We start from the raw sequence: 17,887 nt of genomic DNA on the forward strand, positions 1-17,887 counted from the left end.
CGGTGCACCATAGCGAGACCCCGGAAGTCATCGCCGCACGGGTCGAGGGCTCCCGCCACTTCGACGGCCTTGTCAGCGGACCACGTCGAAGACGTTCTTCTGCAGACCGTTGGCGTAGACCTCGTGCTCGACGAGCTTCAGCTTCTGGGTGTCCTTGTCCGTGGCGCTGAAGAGCCGCTTGCCCGCGCCGAGCAGGAGCGGGAAGACGAGCAGGTGGTAGCGGTCGATCAGACCGGCGTCCGAAAGGGCGTGGTTGAGGGTGGCGCTGCCGTGGACGATGATCGGGCCGCCTTCGGTCTCCTTCAGCGCGGCGACTTCGTCGAGCGAGCGCAGGATCGTGGTCTCGCCCCAGTTCGACACCAGGTCGTCCTCGGTGAGGGTGGTGGAGACGACGTACTTCGGCATCACCTTGTAGTCGGGGAAGTCCTCCATGTCGGGCCACACCGGGCTGAACGCCTCGTAGCTGGTCCGGCCCAGCAGCAGCGCGGCGGCTTCCTTCTGCTCCCGGCCCTTGAGCTCGTATGCCTCGGGGAGGAACTCGACGTCCTTGAAGGTCCACCCCGAGTTGCGGTAGCCGGGCTCGCCGCCCGGGGCTTCCATGACGCCGTCGAGCGAGATGAACGCGGTGCTGATCAAGGTACGCATGAGGGTTCCTCGGTGTCTCGTGTCCGGTTCTCAGCAGGTTCGGTTGGAGCACGCTACGCCCACACTCGCGGTTGCAGCGCACCAACCATGAACTCTGACTGCGGATCACGGAGAAACTCATCGACAGCAACAACGACTCAGGACAGCGCGGGGGCGCCGGAGTCGTGGAGGGCCTGGCGCAGGGTGTCGAGTACGGAGTCGTTGTCCTCGATCATCCGGTCGATCGACTCGGCCTGGGGCCACTCGTCGATCCGGTCGAGGCCCCAGAACTGCGCGTCGGACAGCGAGCCGTTGCTGGCGCGCATCAGGCGGACGTCCAGGTACGGGTAGTCGCGGGCGTGGGCGCGCAGCCAGCCCTCCAGGCGGAGGTACTCGGCGATCTGCCGGTTGATCCGCTCGACGCGACGGGGCGCCCCGCGCCCCCGGGGCGCGGCGCCCGAGCGGTCGTCCGTCCGTATCTCGTCCAGCACGCGCCCGGAGCCGCCGTCGTCGCTGGGCGCGGGGACCTGCGCTAGAGCCGCCACGGTGGGGGCGATGTCGATGTTCTCGGCGTACGGGATGGTCCTGCCCTTCGCCGCCCCGGGACCCGCGAGGATGAGCGGGGTGCGCCAGGAGTCCTCAGCCTGGACGGGGTGCCAGCCGAACCGTGACTGGCCGTCGGAGAGCAGGACGAGCAGCGTGTCGTGCGTCATGCCGAGCCGCTCCAGGCCATCGAGGAACGTACCGAGCAGGGCGTCTGCTCGGCGGACCACCGCGGGGTACGGAGATCCCTTGGCGTAGATGTCGCGCGCCCAGGGCTCGCCGGCCGGGGCGTTGGCAACCTCCTGGCTGGCCGTGTTGGCGTCCTGGAGCAGCAGCCGCATGAAGGTGAGGTCGTCGTGCTCGCGCAGCAGACGCAGGCCGAGGCGTACGTTGTCCTCGTCGCTGTCGTCGCCGTTGAGGCGGGTGAAGTCGAAGCCGGGGTTGAGGGAGCGGTACGCCTCGCTGTTGGCGATGTGCGCCGTGAATCCGCCGAAGCCGTGCTGGAGATAGCGCTGCTCATGCGAGGGGCGGAGGAAGAGTGAGCCTGCGAAAGTGGTCGGGTTCGGGAAGGACGTGGTGGAGAGCGGCAGATAGCCGCTGACGGTGGGGTGCCAGGGCGAGATGACCAGGGACTCCTTCACCTGGGTGCCCCGCTCCGCCAGACGCTGGACATTCTCCAGGCCGAGGTGCCGGGATGCCTCGTGGTGCAGGCTGTCGATGTGGAACAGCACCACGCGCCGCACGCCGCCGGAGGGCCGTACGGGGTGAGCGGCGGCCCGTACCTCGGCCGCCTCAGCCGTCCCACCAGCCGTCCCACCGGCCGCTGCGACTCCCGTACTGCCGGCCGCCGCCGCACCGGCAAGCTTCAGCACACGTCGACGACTCGGCGCCGACGAGACCCCATCCCTCTGCTCCGCGCACATAACGTCCCTCGCTCCTTCCCGACTGCAGACGGCACTGTTGCGCCAGGTTGTCGGATACGGAGGCTTTCTTGCGTATCCATAGCGCAATTGACCGCCAGTAATACGCGGTGCATATCGTGGGCCGCGTGGAACTGAGACATTTACGGGCAGCCGTAGCTGTCGCCGACCATCTCCACTTCGGCCGCGCAGCCGCCGAACTGGGCATCGCACAGCCGCCGTTGAGCCAGACCATCAAGGCGTTGGAGCGCGAGCTGGGCGTCTCGCTGTTCGACCGGGACACCCGCCACGTGCGGCTGACCACGGCCGGGGAGCTCTTCGTCGCCGAGGCGCGCGGCGCGCTGGCTCTGGCAGCGCGGGCGGAGACCCGTGCGCGTTCCGCCGGGCGCGGCGACATCGGCGAGCTCTCCGTCGGCATGGTCGGGTCCGCCGCGCTGCACCCGTTGCCCGCCGTACTGCGCGCCTACCGCACTCGCTACCCGGACGTGGTCGTACGCTTCAGCGAGCTCCCCACGGCCACTCAGATCGAGCGGCTGCGCGCACACTCGCTCGACGTCGGCTTCGTCCGTCCGCCGCTCCCCTCACCCGCCGACGCGGAGTTCGCCCTCCTTCCCGTCTCCCGTGAACCGCTGCTCGTCGTGCTGCCCAGCGACCACAGGCTGGCCGACCGACAGCGCCTGCATATCCGCTCGCTGGCCGACGAGCCTTTCGTGCGCTTTCCCCGGCACCTGGGTGTGGGCCTCTACGACCGGATCACCACCCTGTGTCGGCACGCGGGCGGCTTCGAGCCGAGGGTGGTGCAGGAGGCGATACAGATGCAGACGATCGTCGGCCTGGTGGCGGCCGGCTGCGGCGTCAGCATCGTCCCGGGCTCGGTCGGGGCCCTGACCGGCCTGGGCGCGGTATTCGCCCGCCTGGTCCCCACCACATCACCGACCGAACTCGCCCTGGCGGTCCCGCGCCACGGCGTCTCACCCGTCACCGCGAACTTCGTGGCCGTCGCACGAGACGTCACGAGCGTCCCGAAAGCCGGTTGAACCAAACAAGGGACGGCCGACACTCCACAGCGCACCCCCCAGCCGATCATGAGTACCAGGCAGGACGCCGGGCTGTGGACAATGGTTCCGCGGGCCCGACCACTGCCCCAGCTCTGGGCCGGCGCCTCGATATAGCGGTACGTCAGGAGGTAGAAGGCCATCTCGTAGGAGAGTGTCCAGAGGACGAGCAGGAGATTGGGTGTGCCCAACAGCTCCTGGAACAGGGTGAGAGATCCAGAACGTCCGTACGCAGCCCCGGCGTTCCAGCGATGCGGGGATGATGTAGCCGCTCACCAGGAAGAACACCGGGATGCCGTGGGGGCTGGTGTTGAACTCCGGCATCAACTCCCGTCGGAACTCCGCCATGAAGGAGTACGAGGAGTGGTCGAACACCACGACCAGTGCCGCGATGCCGCGCAGCGCGTCCAGCCAGCCGAGCCGCGACGGAGACAGAAGCAAGGGCCCCGGCCCCGGGCTTGTGGCCCGGGTGCCGAGACCCATTGCGGTGAGCTACCAGTCTCGGATCTCCGCTAGTGGCCGTGGCCGCAGCTGGAGCCGACGTGCTGGTGTTGCCCGCCCGCGTTGCCTTCGCCGTTGATCGCGTTGCCCAGGAGGCCGTTGAGGAGGCCGACCTGGCCAAGGAGGCCGACGTTCAAGTCGTGAGACTTGCAGCCTCCGCCGCCGTACATGACGGGCGCGCTCTGGGCGGTCGCGGTGCCGGTGGCTATGCAGCTGAACGTCCCAATCATGGCGGCCGCAACAGCGGCCTTCTGAAGCTTGCGCATGTCTCCTCCTTGCGTGAGTAGAGCGCACCATCAAAAGATCCACTTTGCGCTCGTATCGGAGGCTAATCCGATATCTCCCACGGCGCTCTTCGGAGCTGCCATCCGGGGCGCGGAGCTGCCATCCGGGGCACGGGACACGCCCAAACCGGCTACATCGGCCCCTTCCAGGGCCCTGGCTGATACCCCCTCACCCTTCACCCCTCACCCTTCACCACTCACCCTTCACCACTCACCCTTCATCGCGCTCACCGCGGCTTCCTCATCACATCGCTCACCGCCCGCGTCAGTTCCGGTCGCGTGAGGACGTCCGTGCTGTCCATGAACTGGTCCGCCGATCCGACGGCCGGCAGGTCCCGGAGGGTGGGGTCGGTGATGCGGGCGCTCAGGGCGCGAGTGAAGCGTTCGGCGTGCAGGACCTGGAAGGGGCGGGAGTGGTACGGGCGGGTGGTCGGGTCCACGCGGTGGGTGAGGTCGAGCTGGTTGTGGATGCCGGCGACGATCTCGTAAGCCTGCGCGAGGTGCCGTTCGCGGGTGTGCCAGTCCGTGGCCGCGAGGACGGCGGTCAGGACGGGGGTGAGACGGGGGGACGCGTGGGTGCGCGCGAAGGCGCTGCCGAGCCATTTGGCGTACGGCGGGTAGCGGCGGTCCATGAGGAGGCAGAGCCGCATCAGGTCACGGACGAGGCGGGCGGCGACGACGGCGGAACCGAGTTCGTCGCCGACTTCGCCGCAGCGGCCGACGAAGGCCTCTTCCTGGGAGATGCGCTGCCATTGGCAGGCCAGGACGTGGAGCCAGACGTCGTGCGGGTACCAGCGGAGGGTGTGGCGTAAGGGGCCGAGTTCATGGAGGCCGTCGTGGAACACGGCGCCGGCGGTGACCTCGGCGAGGAGCTGGGTGGGGGTGGCCAGCCAGTCCGCGGGGGTGACGCCCTGCCACGGGTCGAAGCCGAGTTCGTCGGTGAACCAGGCTGCGCGATGGGTGACCTCGATGCGGTGGTGGACCGGCCCGTCGGTGGCCCGCATGACGCGGGTGTCACCCTCGCCGGTGGGGGCGAAGTGGGTGGGGTAGCCCTCGAAGGTCTTCGGAAGGTGTTCGGTCAGTACGTGTCTGATGCGGCCGCCGTGCCGGGAGACGTCACTTCTACGGAGGAAGAGCTGCAGACGCGGGCCCCATTCGTGGACGGCCGAGCGGGGGGTGTCGAAGCCGAGCACTTCCGATCCGCTGCCGATACGGGCTGCGGAGTGCGGGATTCCGGGGGCGGCTTCCTCTAGGAGGGGGCGTACGGCATCTGTGTAGAAGCGACGGGAGAGTTCAAGGCCGGGTATGAAAGGTGGCATATTCGTGAAGCTCATGCCGGTGCACCTTCCCCGTCCGCACATGATCGTGCAGAAAAGTTTCACCTCCGGCGCGCGAGCGTCGTACGGCATCAAGTCGCCTTGCTCGCAGCGGCGTTGTCAGACCCGTCCGCTAGCGTTCCTTCATGACTTCAGGCAAGGGCAACACCGCAGGTCGGCTGGACGAATTACGCGCGGGCGTGGAGACGGCCACACCGGTTCAGGCGCGCAAGGCGGTACGGGAACTCGTCCTCGTCGTCGACGACGGGGAGGCGCTCGAACTCGCCGTCCGGTACGCCCCTACGGCGGACCTGTCCTCCGAGATGCTGCTGCGGCTGTGGGAGGGGGCCGCCGACCCGGACGCGTTCTGTGCCGCGCTGCTCGCGCCCGCGTTCCACCGCGAAGGACGGACGGAACTGCGGTTGCAGCGGCGCAGTTCGCTGCTGGGCCTGCGGCATCTGACCATGCTCCGTACGCTCCACGTCTTCCGCTGCAAGGAGATCACGGACCTCACCGAGGTCGGAGCGCTGAGCGGGCTGACCGAGCTCGATCTGAACGGCTGCTCGGGCATCGAGGATCTGACGCCGCTCGGTCGGCTCACCGAGCTGGTCCGGCTCAACCTGCACCGGTGCCGGGGCGTGACGGACTTCGCGCCGCTGCTGACGCTCGGGCGGCTGCGTGAGCTGGACCTGAGCGTGACCAAGGTGTCCAGGCTGTCCTCGGACGACGGCTTCGGCCCGGCGTTCCCCGTGCTGGAGAGCCTGTCGCTGCGCGCGTGCCGTGCCTTCAAGGACGCGCGGCAGCTGTCCGGGCTGCAGCGGCTCACCCGTCTCGACCTGGGCCACACGGGTATCCGCGACCTGGCGGGCGTACGGGATCTCCCCGCCCTCGCCCACCTGGACCTGCGGGACTGCGCACAACTGCGCGGCCTGACCGGCATCGACGCCCTGACGGCGCTGACCGACCTGGTCCTCGACAACTGCCCCCGGCTCAGCACCCTGCAGGGCCTCGGCGCCCATCCCCGGCTGACCCAGCTCACCATCGCGAAGTGCCCCGAACTGCGGGACCTGGTCGGGCTGTCGCCGCTGGCCGGCCTGACCGAGCTGAAGATCAAGCAATGCGAGCGGCTGACGTCCGTGCGCGGCGTCGGAGCGCTGGGCACCCTGACGACGTTCAGTGTCACCGTCTGCCCCGCGCTGGAGGACTACGCCGAGCTGAGCTCCCTTCCGTCACTCAGCCACCTGAAACTGCACGGGCTTGAGCAGCTCCGGGATCTCTCACTGTTCGACGCCGTCCCGGGACTGCGGCGGCTGGACATATGGCACTGCCCGGGACTGACCGATCTCGAAACACTGGGAGAGCATGGCCAGTTGGCCAAGTTGACGGTCGGTGTGTGCGAGAACCTGCGGACACCGGGCAGCCTCACCGGCCTGCCCGCCCTACGGGAGGTGGAGTTCAACTGCCGCTCCATGACCGGCCTCGGAGGCCTCGGCAATCTCCCCTCGCTGAGGAAACTCGTGGTGGTCAGCGGCACGTTGGAAAGCATCGACCCCGTGGCCGGGACCCCGCTGGTCGAGGTGGCGCTCTACGGAGTGGATGGACTGACGTCCCTCCGCGCCCTGGAGCAGTGCCCCGACCTGCGCAAGCTGCTGATCCACCGGTGCGTCGATGTCGAGGAACTCCCCGTCGGCTCGCCCGGCGAGCTCTCCCTCGCCTTCCTGGACTGGAAGGACCTGTCACCCCTCACCGGCCATGACGGCATCCGCACGCTCCACCTCAACTCCATGAAAACGCTTCAGGACTTGAGCGCCCTGACCACCCTCCCCGCCCTCACCCACCTCAGCTTCAACACCGTCTCCGGCCCGGAGAACTTCGAGATCCTGCTCGAACTGCCGGCCCTGGAGCGGCTCACGATGCCGGGAGGACTACACAGGCGGAGAGGGGTGTACGACGCCGTCGTGGACGAACTCGCCGGGCGCGGGGTGGCCGTATCGCACGGGTGAAGTGTTTCAGGACGCCATGTCCGTGCTGCCGCCGCCGCGGCGCAGGGCGCGGGCGCAGCAGCCGATGATCGTGGCGTTGACGATCGCCCCGATCACGACGGCGACGACGAGCATCGCGCCGTTGTCCGGCAGCGCGAGCAGCACCAGGCTGACCGGGGCGGTGGCGAGCAGCGGTATGACACCTGCCATGGACTCGTCCGAGCTGTCGGCGACGGTCACCGCGAGCGCCCCCACGAGCAGGACGGCACAGAGGGCGAGGTAGAGGCGGGCGACGATGTCGCTGAGCGCGAGACGCAGGATGCGGGGGAAGGATCGTCCGGAAGCTGTCACGGTGGTGGACTCCTCGGTGGGGTCGCGTGCTGTGCGGCGGTTCGCTCTCTTCGACTCGACTGGACAACACAACACCCCGGTTGACCGGCAACTCGCTTTCCATGCCCACCCGTCCACAGGAAGGCGACTGATGCGGCCGGAACTCACCGAGCACTACATCTTCAAGGACAGCAGAACGATCGTGCTGGAGCGCGGATTTGAGTGGGATTCCGCGTCCGACCGGAATCCGCTCGAGTGGGAGCGCGTCACCGCTCACTGTGCGGTCCGAGCACTGACCTCGCTGTGTGAGGGGCTCATCAGACCCATGACGTTCGGCGTGACCCGACAGTGGGTGGACGAGGAGTTCGGCGTGCCGCTCGGCGGTGCCGGCAAGCCGCCGCGATGGAACTGGTTCCTGAAGACGCCGCAGACACCGCCCGACGCCGAATCGGCTTACGTGGATGAGCAAGTCATGGAGACGGCGACGCTGGACGAGCGGACGACCGACGAAATCATCAAGCTGACGATCAGCGTCAACTGGTCCTTCTGGTGGAACCCCGGAGCGGGCAGAGCCATGCTCGACGAAGCGGTGAACCGCCTCATTCGGCAGGGGTGGCGCGACGCGTAGGCCGAGCGACTCCCTCTTCGGGAGGGGTCCCCGTATCCAGGCGGTATCCATGCCTTGACGGCCCACGGGCGGCGAGGGGGTGGGTAGCGATGTTGTTGCTCAGCGAGATCGGGATGCGGGTGGGGACGGGCACAGCCGGTGTGGGTTCGGCAGTTCTGGTGGTGATCTTCGATGATCTTGTGATGCGCTTGGTGGCTGTCTGGCTCGCCGTGATCTTCTTGAGCGTGTTCACGGTGATGGTGGTCGGGGACATCCGGGAGCGGCGCGGCCTCCCGCCGCCGAAGATCTTTGGGACCGGCCGACCCACAGCCGCCGAATGGTGCTACGTCGTGGTCTTCGACGCCCTCATGGCTCTCATCGTCTACGCCGGAGTCCTCGACGTGCAGCGGGGCGGTACAGGCGAGTTGATGGTCGCCGGCGTGCTGGTCGTCGGGATGGTGCTGCACCTCACCGGCGGCATGGCGCTCCGTTGGTGGCGGCATCGCGGCGCCGGGACGACCGGTGGGAGGCGTTGAACGCCGCCTAGTTGGGCGGCGTCAACGTCCGGCGCCGGGCGGTCGCGTCCATGGGTCGGCTCTGCGGACGAGGGTCGTGACGTGGCGGCGCAGAGGCGGCGGGAGGTGGTGGAGGAGGGCGTGGGCCCTGCGGCGGAGAGTGGGGGACGTGGTGGTCCGTAGGAGGGCGCGGTGGGCGACGGTGGTCTTGCCCGGTGAGCCTACGGACAGGCGGAGTTGGGACTCCCGGGGGGTCCAGTTGGGGATGACCAGGCGGGGTGGGGTGCCCACGGTCATCGTGGGGAGGTGCGGGCCGGCCCCCGCACCGGAGAGCGGGGCCGTCACACGCATGTGGCGGCCCACGCCGAGGAGTTGGGCGTAGGCCCAGAGGTTGTGGTTTCCGGGGGGCAGGGACCGGCCGCCGGTCAGGGCCGAGGGGTCCAGGGCGGTCGTGCCCGAGACGACCACCCGGTGCCGGCCGCCGCCCAGCGGCTCGATGCGGGCGGCGAGGTCGGCGTCCGGGTACCACGAGAGGTTGCGGGACGTGTCGTGGAGGCGCAGTTCCCCGTAGGCGTATCCGAGGGGGTCCGGCACCTCCCAGTCCTCGGCGCCCTTGATGCCGTACAGGAGGTCGGGGTCCAGGAGCAGGCGGCCGTCGCGCTCCACGAGGGTGAGGGGTTCGCCGTCGGGGCGGAGCATGGCGATCGTCGTCGTGACGAGGAGGCGGTCCCGCTCCCGGCGGATGGCGTCGACGGCGATCCGGGGTCTGATGTCCTGGACCCGGCGGGCCAGTTCGACGAGGGACTCCAGCAGGCCCTCCTCCAGGAGGGTCGCTCTCAGGCGGGTGATCGCCGGGAGTCCCTGCCGGACGCCCGGCGGGTAGCAGTCGAGAGCCATACGGCGTACGGCGGTGAAGTACCGCTCAAGGGCCTTTCCGGTGCGTTGCAGGGCGCGGGGCTCGCTCACCGGGCGGAGGAGTTCCACCCGGTAGGAACGGCGGAGCAGATGGTCCTGGAGCGGGCCCGGTTCCGTGCCCTCCCTGATGGCTTCCACCACGGAGCGGAGGTGGCCGTAGTAATCCTCGGGAGTGGTGGCGCGGGCGCTGGTGTTGGCTCCGTCGTCGCGGCGGTTCCAGACGTAGCACGGGTGGTCGCCGAGGATGGAGACCGTCTTGGCGCGGACGTAGGCCCGGGCCATGAAGACCTGGTCCTCCAGGCGTACCCGGCCCTCGGGGAACTCGATGCCGTGGTCGAGCAGGAAGCGGCGCCGGAACATCTTGTGCGGGGTCATGCTCTCGAAGAGCGGGGCGTCGGCCGCGTTGCACCGCTCGACGGTGCGTTTGAAGACGCTGCTCGGGCCCTGCATGGTGCCGATGACCTTGCCGAGGACGATGTCGGAACCGTTGCGGACGGCGAGCCGGTGGAGGCGTTCGAGCGCCTCGGGGGTCAGCTCGTCGTCCTGGTCGACGAACTGGACGTACTCCCCTCGCGCGAGACGGACACCGACGTTGCGGGGTCTGCCGGGCCAGCCGGAGTTCTCCTGGTGGACCACGCGGACGTGGGGCCAGGCCGCGGCCAGCCGTTCGAGGCGCACGGCCGAGTCGTCGGTCGAGCCGTCGTCGACGTAGATGATCTCGTACGCCTCCGGTCCGAGGCTCTGGCCTAAGAGGGAGGGGGCGCAACGCTCGATGTAGGCGCCCGCGTTGTAGACGGGCACCACAATGCTGACCTTGAGCATCTCTAACCCCCGTTGTACGGACTCTGCACGGATCGGGCCCAGTCACCACGTTATGAGAGGTTCCGGGACCAGGCGAGTCACCACGCACGTCGGCCCCCACCGCAGTGACCGTGCGGTGGGGGCCGACGTACCGCTCAGGCCCCGTCTCCTGAGCGTGTCGTGGTGAGCCCTCGTCCCGGGGGCCCACCACTCGCAGTGGTTCAGTGGATCACTGGTACGCGACGGCCGACTCGCTGTACTTGCAGTGCGTACCGTCCGCGCCCGCCCCCAACGACGTCGGCTCGTCACCGGAGTCGTTGCCCTTGAAGCGCTCGCAGATGGTGAGGTCCTTGTCGCCGACGACCGTCACCCCCGAAAGGCTCGCGGTGTCGCCGAAGTTGGCGTTGATGCCGACGAGCACCTTGCCCGGGGCGGTCGCCTTGATGTTGCTGATGACGATGTGGCGCTGGTACTGGGTGGAGCAGTTGCCGCAGGAGCGGACCAGCTTGCCGAAGTTCTCGACCTGGAAGTTCTTGATGGTGAGGGTGCCCGCGCCGTTGAACTGGAGGACCTTGTCGTCCGCCTTGCGCGCGCCGCCGCCGTCGACGACGTACTTCGCCGACGCCGACTTGCCCTTGAAGCTGGCCGCGTCCTCGCCGACGTCCTCCCACCACACGTTCTGCAGCGTGCAACTGCCCAGGCAGTGAACGCCGTCGGCGGCCGGGGAGCCGAGGACGACGTTCTTCAGGACGGCGCCGTCGGCGAGTTCGAAGAGCGGGTCCTGGCCCTCGGACTGGCTGTCGCCGCCGAGGCCGCCGGAGCCGTAGAAGCGGGCGAGGCCACCGTCGTACGTACCGGAGACCGCGATCGTGGCCGTCACCGCCTTGTTGCCGGTGGGGGTCGGCCAGGCGCCCAGGGCGGTACCGCTGGTGGCGGCCGGGGCGGCGGTGGGGGTCTTGGTCGCGGGGGCGGACGTGGAGGGTGTGGCCGAGGGCGACTTGGTCGCGGAGGCCGACGCCGGGACGGACGGCGACGGGGAGGGCGACTTGGTGGCAGAGGCCGAAGGCGTCGCGGACTTCGTCGGCGTCGCGTCGCCCTCCCCCACCAGCGTCCAGCTCTTCGTGGTCGCCTTGTCACACGAGTTCTGCTGGAGCAGCCCGGCCTTCACATTGAGGCACTTGGCGCTCTTCGCGTTGACCAGGTGGTACGCGTCCCCGACCGCCGTCGGCTTCCACACCTGCGCGGCACTGCCGTCGCACGCCTGCAGTTGTACGGCCTTCCCGGCGGACGTCGATGCGCCCTTCACCCCGGCGCACAGCGCGCCGTCCGAGGACTTGACGGTGAATCCGCCGTCGCTGTCGGCCAGTTGCCAGGTCTGGGCAGTCTGCTGGGAGCCGGTGTTCGCGCACGCGGCCGTCGCCAGCCGGGTTCCGGCCGCGGTCGACGGTACGGTCACGCAGGTGCTGTCGGCGGCGTTCACCAGGTGATACGTGCCGGCGCCGGGACCCGACGCCGACGCCGTCATCAGCACACCGCCGGTGACCGCGCCCGCGCCGAGCGCCACGACCACGCCGCCGATCAGGACTCCCCTGCGGCGGCTCGTCTTCCTGCGCCGTGACCTGCGCACAGCTGCTCTCTCGCTCACGTCGTCGCTCTCGTTCGGAGGTTGGAGGGCGGAAGCGGCCCGCCCAGACAGCCGTGCGTTGCCTTCTGCCGCATGGGATGCCGCTCCTGTGCCGCTCCTGCCGCATCAGCCGTCTCTCGGGCCGCTTCCACCCCTTCTGTCGCCGCCGGAGGGGGAAGGGTTGCCGCGAGTGCGAGATTCTTTGCGAGTTCTCGGGCCGCCGATCACTCAGGCCGTACGGTCGCCCGCCACAACTCCTCCGCCTCGCCCGCCACTCCGGGCGCGGTCAGCAGCAACGGCTCGTCGTACGCCGGGAGTTGCGGCAGCGCCACCGCGCCCGCCTCCGTGGCGATCAGCAGGGCGGGGAGGCTGTCCACGGGGTGGAACTCGCCGATCGCGGTGGCGGAGGCGCGGCCCGCGGCGACCTGGGCCAGGGAGAGGGCGGTGGAGCCCATGACGCGGACGGTGCAGTGGCGGGCGGAGAGTTCGGCGAGGAGGGCGTCCATGCCGGGCCAATGCGCGTGGGCGGCCCACTCGGTGAGGAAGACATGGCCGGTGAGGGTGGTGTGGTCGGCGGCGCGGGTGGGGGCGCCGTTCAGCTGGGCGCCCCTGCCGCGGGCCGCCGTGAAGATCTCGCGGCGCCATGGGTCGGCCACGACGCCCAGGAGGGGGCTGCCGTCGGGGGCGGCCAGGCCCAGGGAGAAGGAGCACCAGCCGATGCCGTGCGCGTAGTTCGTCGTACCGTCGACCGGGTCGATCACCCAGTGCGGGGCGTCGGGCGCGCCCTCGTGGACGCCGTGTTCCTCGCCTTCGATGCCGTAGGAGGGGAACTTCGAGCGCAGCAGCGACCGTACGTACGTCTCGATCTCCTCGTCCGTGTCCGTGACGATGTCGGCGGGGCTCGCCTTCTCCCGCACCGGACCGTCCGCCGCGCCACGCGGCCGGCGGATCATCTCCGAGGCCCACTCGGCCAGCTTGGTCGCGACCCTCAGGGCGCGGTCGAGGTCATCGGTCACGGTTCGCTCGCTGTTCTTCGGTTACGTCTCTGTGGGCATCGGTCGTGAGGAAGGCACGCACGGCCGCGTGCAGGCGTTCCGGCTGGTCCAGGTGTACGTCGTGAGCCGCGGCCGGGATCACTTCGAGGGCCGTACGGGTCGGGCGGCGGGCCCGCATGTCCCTGTGGTCGTGCTCGGGCATCGTGCCGTCCGCTCCGCGGATCACGAGCGCCGGGCAGGTGATCCTGGTCCAGTCGTCCCAGTAGTCGTGGGCGGCCAGTTCCGTCACGGCCGCGATCATTGTGTCGCGGTCGACCCTCGGGTACCAGCCGTCCTCCCGTTCCTCCAGGTTCGCCGCCCACGCCTCATGGCCGAAGAAGGCCTGGACCGCGGCCCGCGAGCGGAACGGCGTCGGCCAGTTGTCCAGCCAGGCCGCGATGCGGGAGGGCAGGTCCGGGGTAGGGCCGCCCGGGCCCGCCTCGATGAGGATCAGGGACTTCACGAGGGCAGGGTGCGCGGCGGCCAGCAGCATGGCCGTGTGGCCGCCCAGGGACTGGCCGATCAGGGTCACGCCAGCAGCCGCCGCACCAAGTCGTCCCACTCGCCCATGTGACCCGCGAGGCCGTGCAGGAGGAGTACGGGGTCGGGGGCCTGCGGGGTGGGCGACGGGCTGTGGTCGCGGTAGGCGATGTGGGTGCCGTCCGGGGTGATGAGCGTCTTCACATGGGTTGCAGCGTGCGGGTTAGCCTCGCTGCATATCGGTCGTGAGCGGTTGGAGGCAGGCATGGCGAAGGTTCCCAGCGCGGTGGTCGCAGCGAGCGGGCTCGTCGGCGGGTACGGCGTGGCGCGGTGGACCAAGAAGCGGGAGCTCGGCGGTGCGGTGCTGGCCGTCGCCGGGGCCGCGGCCGCCCTGCAGTGGCGCCAGCAGGCCGGCGGGAAGGCCGCCGGCGCGCTGACGGCCGCGTATGTCGCCGGCTTCGCCGGTTCCCACCCGCTCGCGAAGAAGGTGGGCGCCTGGCCTGCCGTCTTCGGCGTCGCGGGGGCCGTGGCCCTTGCCTCGTGGGCGGTCGCGGACCGGCGAGGCTGACTCACGGCGGGGTGAGGCGGTACAGGGCCGACCCATGCACCGGCAGCTCCGCGTGGAGGCTGTGGCCGTCGTGGGCGATGTCCGTGTGGGTCCACAGCTCGCGGATGCGGTCGCCTGGCCGGGCGCCTATGGAGCCGAGCGGCACGGTGACCTTCTCGGGGCTGTCCGCCAGCGAGAACACGGCCGCGTAGCGCGTACGTCCGTCGGTGTCGTCGGCGGTCCACAGCACGAGGTCCCTCTCCCGCAGCACCTCGCGGTTGCCCCTGCTGTGCCACAGCACGTCGAGCGCCTCGTCGTTCGTGAGCAGTGCGATGGTCTCCGCCGGGCTGGTGGGCAGATCACCACCCATCATCAGCGGGGAACGGGAGATCAGCCACAGGCTCAGCAGGCTGATCTGCTCGTCGCGGGTGAGGCGGCAGAGGCGGTCCTCGCCCCGCTCGGCCCGGATGCCGATACGGCCGAGCGGCAGCATGTCGGCGTCGGCCCAGCCACGTTCGTCCTGCCAGGGCGCCCACCTGGCCATCCGGCCGAACTGCGCCTCCACGTCCTCCCACCGGTCCCACAGGTCGTCGCAGACACGCCACATCGTGGCCGTCTCCCGCAGATGGTCGAGGTGGGCGAGGGAGACGTCCGTACCGGGTGACAGGCTCAGCTCGATGGGCCGGCCGCTGCGGGCGATGGCCGCGGCGTAGGCGGAGATCTCCCGCTCGTGGTACGGGAAGAGCATGTCGTCGGCCTTGATGAAGTCGACGCCCCAGCGGGCGAATTGGGCGACCTGGGCGTCGTAATACGCCTGGGCACCCGGGTGGTCGTGATCGAGGCCGTAGTTGTCGCTGTTCCACGGGCAGACGGAGCCGGTGTCGGCGATCTCGTCGGCGGTGAAGCCGGTGCCCGCGACGGGCAGCCGGGCGGCGACGGCGCGGCGCGGGATGCCGCGCATGATGTGCAGGCCGAAACGCAGGCCCAGTCGGTGCACGCGCTCGGCGAGCGGCCCGAATCCGGCTCCGTCGGCCGCGGACGGGAACCGGTTCGGGGCGGGGAGCTGGCGGCCGTGGGCGTCGAGGACGAGGGGGGCGTCGGGGTTGTAGCCATGGGCGCGGGCTGTGGGCTCGTACCACTGGATGTCCACGACGACGGTGTCCCAGCCGTGCGGCAGCAGATGCTCGCGCATGAACTCCGCGTTGGCGAGGACCTCTTCCTCGGTGACGGTGGTGCCGTAGCAGTCCCAGCTGTTCCAGCCCATCGGGGGGCGCAGGGCGCGGTCGGGGAGCGGGCGACGTGCGGGGTGGGTCATGGGTGAAGGACTCCTGAGCGAGTGCGTACGACGTGACCTGGCCACGGCTGAGCTACTGGGCCTGGTGGCTCAGCACATTCACCACCCGCCCGTTCGGATCCCGGACGAAGAAGCGTCGTACGCCCCACTCCTCGTCCCGCAACTCCCGGACGATCTCCGCGCCCGAGGCCGCCACGCGCGCGTACACCGCGTCGACGTCCTCGACCTCCACGCTCAGGTCGGAGACGACGGGTGCGGTGCGCTCCTCGGTGAAGAGGCTGATCTGGGCGGTGGGGTTGGCGGGAGACGCGAGCGTCACCACCCAGCCCATGTTCATGACCTCCTCGAAGCCGAGAAGCCCGTAGAAATCACCGCCGGCCTTCATCGCTTCCTCGGACGGGACCTGCACGTTGGGGACGATCCTGCGAATGGTCATCGGACGCGGCTCCTCATCGGCGTCGGTTTTCTGTTATCGCCCACAGTCTCCCCGATAACCGTCTCCTGACCGTCCCCAGCCGCAGGCACGCGAGGAATGAGCCACGTGATACGACAGATCAGCCGCCGGAGCATGCTCAAGGCCGCGGGCGCGGCAGCCGGAGCGGCCGGTATCGGTACGGCCGCGATCCCCACACCCGCAGCGGCGGCCGGCGCCTACGCGCACCCCGGCCTCCTGCACACCCGTACCGACCTGGCCCGTATGGCGGCCGAGGTGAAGGCGGGTGCCGCGCCCTACACCGCCGGGTTCGCCAAGCTGACCGCCAACCGCCATGCGCAGAGCGGCTGGACGGCCAACCCGCAGGCCACGGTGGTCCGGGGCGGCGACGGCCAGAACTACGTGACCCTCTACAACGACATCCACGCCGCCTACCAGAACGCCCTGCGCGGACACATCAGCGGCGACGACGCGCACCTCGACACCGCCGTGGCGATCCTGAACGCCTGGTCGGCCAAGCTCACCGCGCTCGCCGGAAACGCCGACCGCTTCCTGGCCGCCGGCCTCTACGGCTACCAGTTCGCCAACGCCGCCGAACTCGTCCGCGACCACCCCGACTTCGAGCTCGCCCGGTCCCAGGAGATGCTGTCCACCGTCTTCGCGTCGGTCAGCGACAGGTTCCTCGTCGACCACAACGGCGCCGTCATCACGAACTACTGGCCCAACTGGGACCTCGCCAACATGGCGTGCGTCCTGGCCGCCGGCATCTTCTGCGAGGACAAGGCCCAAGTCGCCCGCGCCGTCGACTACTTCAAGCACGGTGAGGGCCTCGGCGCCGTCAAGAAGGCCATCCCCGTCGTGTACGACGACGGACTCGCGGAGTGGCTGGAGGCGGGCCGCGACCAGGGGCACGCGCTGCTCGGCGTCGGTCTGATGGGCACGTTCTGCGAGATGGCGTGGAACCAGGGGATCGACCTGTACGGCTATGACGACAACCGCTTCTTCAAGGGCGCGCAGTACGTGGCCAAGTGGAGCATGGGCGGCGACGTTCCCTACACCGCGAACACGCGGGCCAAGGGCGCGATCAACGGGTGGTCGGGCAGCGAGACCGTGAGTGAAGCCGCGGCCGTCGATCCCGCGTCGACCCGCCCGATCTGGGCGATGATCGCCAACCACTACACCAAGCGGCGGGGCATGTCCGCGTCCTACCTCACCCAGATCGCCGCGAAGTCCGCGCCGGAGGGCGGGGGCGGGGACTACGGTCCCAACAGCGGGGGCTTCGACCAACTGGGCTTCGGTACGTTGGCATTCACGCGGGACAAGTCCGAGGACACGCCGGCATCCCCGAGCCCGTCGGCTACGGCGTCCCCTTCTGCTTCATCTACTCCCCCGGGTGGCTCGGCCCCCCGCCCGCAGGGATCGACCACACCTTCCGCGTCGCCCGCCTCCGACGGTGATCTCGCCGCCACGGGCTCCAACGAGGTCGTCGGCTGGACCGCCGCCGCGGGCGTCGCCGCGGTCGCCGGCGGCGTGCTGTTCATGCGCCGACGTGACCGCGTCCGGCGGGAGAGCCAGTAGCTACGCTGGGGCGGGGGCGGGTGGCGGGACCCCCTACCTCTGCAGCACCCCCTCCGCCCAGTCCTCCCCCTCCCGGCGGAACGCCCGCCCCACCGTCGCCGCGACCAGCGCCCCCGCCGCGATCACCAGACTGAAGAAGGCCCAGGCCAACGGCCAGGCACCGGCGAAGCCGTCCGGCGGCCCGGGGTGGGTGCGCAGCGATATGTACATCAGGGTGACGGGCGGGGCGGCGACCAGGACCAGGGGCCAGGCCAAGTGGTCTCGGTGGCCGAAGTACGCCGCCAGGAGCAGCAGGGCGACGGCCAGGAGGATCACGCCCACACCCGTCACCGGCGTCGTCTCATGGAGAGAGCCCGGGGTTTCGACACGGTTGCGCAGGTCCCAGGGGATGCAGACCAGGTACGCCGCCGCAGCGAGCGCGGCGCCGAGTGCGCGGGTCAGCCAGCGTTCCGGCCAGGAGCACATCCGCAGAGGGCTCAGCAGCTTCTCGGTCTTCTCGGTCAT

At 69.8% G+C, this 17,887-nt stretch carries 19 protein-coding genes and 1 pseudogene; 6 read left to right on the forward strand and 14 right to left on the reverse strand.

The features are described from left to right. Positions 1–72: 72 nt before the first annotated feature. Both ACTWQO_RS19825 and ACTWQO_RS19830 read right to left on the reverse strand, forming a co-directional pair. On the reverse strand, positions 73–645 hold the full coding sequence (locus ACTWQO_RS19825) for a dihydrofolate reductase family protein (protein ID WP_443238649.1): 573 nt from the start codon (positions 643–645) through the stop codon (positions 73–75). A 137-nt stretch (positions 646–782) separates the two neighbouring features. Then, the gene (locus tag ACTWQO_RS19830) at positions 783–2,039 is read right to left on the reverse strand and encodes a sulfatase-like hydrolase/transferase (protein WP_443238650.1); all 1,257 of its coding nucleotides are present in this window, start codon (positions 2,037–2,039) and stop codon (positions 783–785) included. Positions 2,040–2,215: 176 nt separating this feature from the next. Here ACTWQO_RS19830 and ACTWQO_RS19835 point away from each other — a divergent pair, with 176 nt between their 5' ends. Next, positions 2,216–3,124, forward strand: coding sequence for a LysR family transcriptional regulator (locus ACTWQO_RS19835; RefSeq protein ID WP_443238651.1), 909 nt, complete (start codon positions 2,216–2,218; stop codon positions 3,122–3,124). A 143-nt stretch (positions 3,125–3,267) separates the two neighbouring features. On the opposite strand, the pseudogene ACTWQO_RS19840 reads toward ACTWQO_RS19835, so the two are convergent. The 3 genes and pseudogenes from ACTWQO_RS19840 to ACTWQO_RS19850 form a co-directional block, all read right to left on the reverse strand. Then, positions 3,268–3,577: pseudogene (locus ACTWQO_RS19840) on the reverse strand (acyltransferase family protein); the annotation flags it as partial. A gap of 77 nt (positions 3,578–3,654) precedes the next feature. Continuing rightward, the gene (locus ACTWQO_RS19845) at positions 3,655–3,909 is read right to left on the reverse strand and encodes a hypothetical protein (RefSeq protein ID WP_443238652.1); all 255 of its coding nucleotides are present in this window, start codon (positions 3,907–3,909) and stop codon (positions 3,655–3,657) included. Positions 3,910–4,154: 245 nt separating this feature from the next. After that, positions 4,155–5,261, reverse strand: a complete 1,107-nt coding sequence (locus ACTWQO_RS19850) for a DUF4037 domain-containing protein (protein WP_443238653.1) — start codon at positions 5,259–5,261, stop codon at positions 4,155–4,157. Positions 5,262–5,389: 128 nt separating this feature from the next. Between ACTWQO_RS19850 and ACTWQO_RS19855 the strand changes: the two genes are divergently transcribed. Further along, the gene (locus ACTWQO_RS19855; protein ID WP_443238654.1) at positions 5,390–7,246 is read left to right on the forward strand and encodes a leucine-rich repeat domain-containing protein; all 1,857 of its coding nucleotides are present in this window, start codon (positions 5,390–5,392) and stop codon (positions 7,244–7,246) included. Between the two features lie 6 nt (positions 7,247–7,252). Here the strand turns inward: ACTWQO_RS19855 and ACTWQO_RS19860 are convergent, their stop codons facing one another. Next, positions 7,253–7,576, reverse strand: coding sequence for an SCO4225 family membrane protein (locus ACTWQO_RS19860; protein ID WP_443238655.1), 324 nt, complete (start codon positions 7,574–7,576; stop codon positions 7,253–7,255). Between the two features lie 130 nt (positions 7,577–7,706). Here ACTWQO_RS19860 and ACTWQO_RS19865 point away from each other — a divergent pair, with 130 nt between their 5' ends. Both ACTWQO_RS19865 and ACTWQO_RS19870 read left to right on the forward strand, forming a co-directional pair. Then, positions 7,707–8,183, forward strand: coding sequence for a hypothetical protein (locus tag ACTWQO_RS19865; RefSeq protein ID WP_443238656.1), 477 nt, complete (start codon positions 7,707–7,709; stop codon positions 8,181–8,183). A gap of 89 nt (positions 8,184–8,272) precedes the next feature. After that, the gene (locus ACTWQO_RS19870) at positions 8,273–8,698 is read left to right on the forward strand and encodes a hypothetical protein (protein WP_443238657.1); all 426 of its coding nucleotides are present in this window, start codon (positions 8,273–8,275) and stop codon (positions 8,696–8,698) included. Between the two features lie 21 nt (positions 8,699–8,719). Here ACTWQO_RS19870 and ACTWQO_RS19875 read toward each other — a convergent pair whose 3' ends face one another. From ACTWQO_RS19875 to ACTWQO_RS19895, 5 genes are all read right to left on the reverse strand, one after another. Beyond that, positions 8,720–10,414, reverse strand: coding sequence for a glycosyltransferase family 2 protein (locus ACTWQO_RS19875; RefSeq protein ID WP_443238658.1), 1,695 nt, complete (start codon positions 10,412–10,414; stop codon positions 8,720–8,722). A gap of 208 nt (positions 10,415–10,622) precedes the next feature. Next, a complete protein-coding gene (locus tag ACTWQO_RS19880; RefSeq protein WP_443238659.1) occupies positions 10,623–12,038 on the reverse strand; it encodes a pectate lyase in 1,416 nt (471 codons plus the stop codon). 203 nt (positions 12,039–12,241) lie between these two features. Beyond that, positions 12,242–13,033, reverse strand: coding sequence for an inositol monophosphatase family protein (locus ACTWQO_RS19885; protein WP_443238660.1), 792 nt, complete (start codon positions 13,031–13,033; stop codon positions 12,242–12,244). Next, entirely contained in the window at positions 13,023–13,583 is a 561-nt protein-coding gene (locus ACTWQO_RS19890; protein WP_443238661.1) for an alpha/beta fold hydrolase, read from the reverse strand. The genes ACTWQO_RS19885 and ACTWQO_RS19890 overlap by 11 nt, the downstream gene beginning before the upstream one ends. Continuing rightward, the gene (locus ACTWQO_RS19895; RefSeq protein WP_443238662.1) at positions 13,580–13,735 is read right to left on the reverse strand and encodes a hypothetical protein; all 156 of its coding nucleotides are present in this window, start codon (positions 13,733–13,735) and stop codon (positions 13,580–13,582) included. The genes ACTWQO_RS19890 and ACTWQO_RS19895 overlap by 4 nt, the downstream gene beginning before the upstream one ends. A 61-nt stretch (positions 13,736–13,796) precedes the next feature. Here ACTWQO_RS19895 and ACTWQO_RS19900 point away from each other — a divergent pair, with 61 nt between their 5' ends. Further along, positions 13,797–14,099, forward strand: coding sequence for a hypothetical protein (locus ACTWQO_RS19900; protein WP_301981385.1), 303 nt, complete (start codon positions 13,797–13,799; stop codon positions 14,097–14,099). A gap of 1 nt (position 14,100) precedes the next feature. Here ACTWQO_RS19900 and ACTWQO_RS19905 read toward each other — a convergent pair whose 3' ends face one another. Continuing rightward, positions 14,101–15,393: a glycoside hydrolase family 27 protein gene (locus ACTWQO_RS19905; RefSeq protein WP_443238663.1), complete on the reverse strand. Its 1,293-nt coding sequence runs from the start codon at positions 15,391–15,393 to the stop codon at positions 14,101–14,103. Between the two features lie 52 nt (positions 15,394–15,445). Beyond that, positions 15,446–15,808: a VOC family protein gene (locus tag ACTWQO_RS19910; protein WP_443238664.1), complete on the reverse strand. Its 363-nt coding sequence runs from the start codon at positions 15,806–15,808 to the stop codon at positions 15,446–15,448. A 96-nt stretch (positions 15,809–15,904) separates the two neighbouring features. Between ACTWQO_RS19910 and ACTWQO_RS19915 the strand changes: the two genes are divergently transcribed. Then, a complete protein-coding gene (locus ACTWQO_RS19915; RefSeq protein ID WP_443238665.1) occupies positions 15,905–17,383 on the forward strand; it encodes an alginate lyase family protein in 1,479 nt (492 codons plus the stop codon). Between the two features lie 33 nt (positions 17,384–17,416). Here the strand turns inward: ACTWQO_RS19915 and ACTWQO_RS19920 are convergent, their stop codons facing one another. Then, a complete protein-coding gene (locus ACTWQO_RS19920) occupies positions 17,417–17,887 on the reverse strand; it encodes a hypothetical protein (RefSeq protein ID WP_443238666.1) in 471 nt (156 codons plus the stop codon).

It is taken from the genome of Streptomyces sp. 4N124 (genome assembly GCF_052245395.1).
GTDB lineage: Bacteria > Actinomycetota > Actinomycetes > Streptomycetales > Streptomycetaceae > Streptomyces.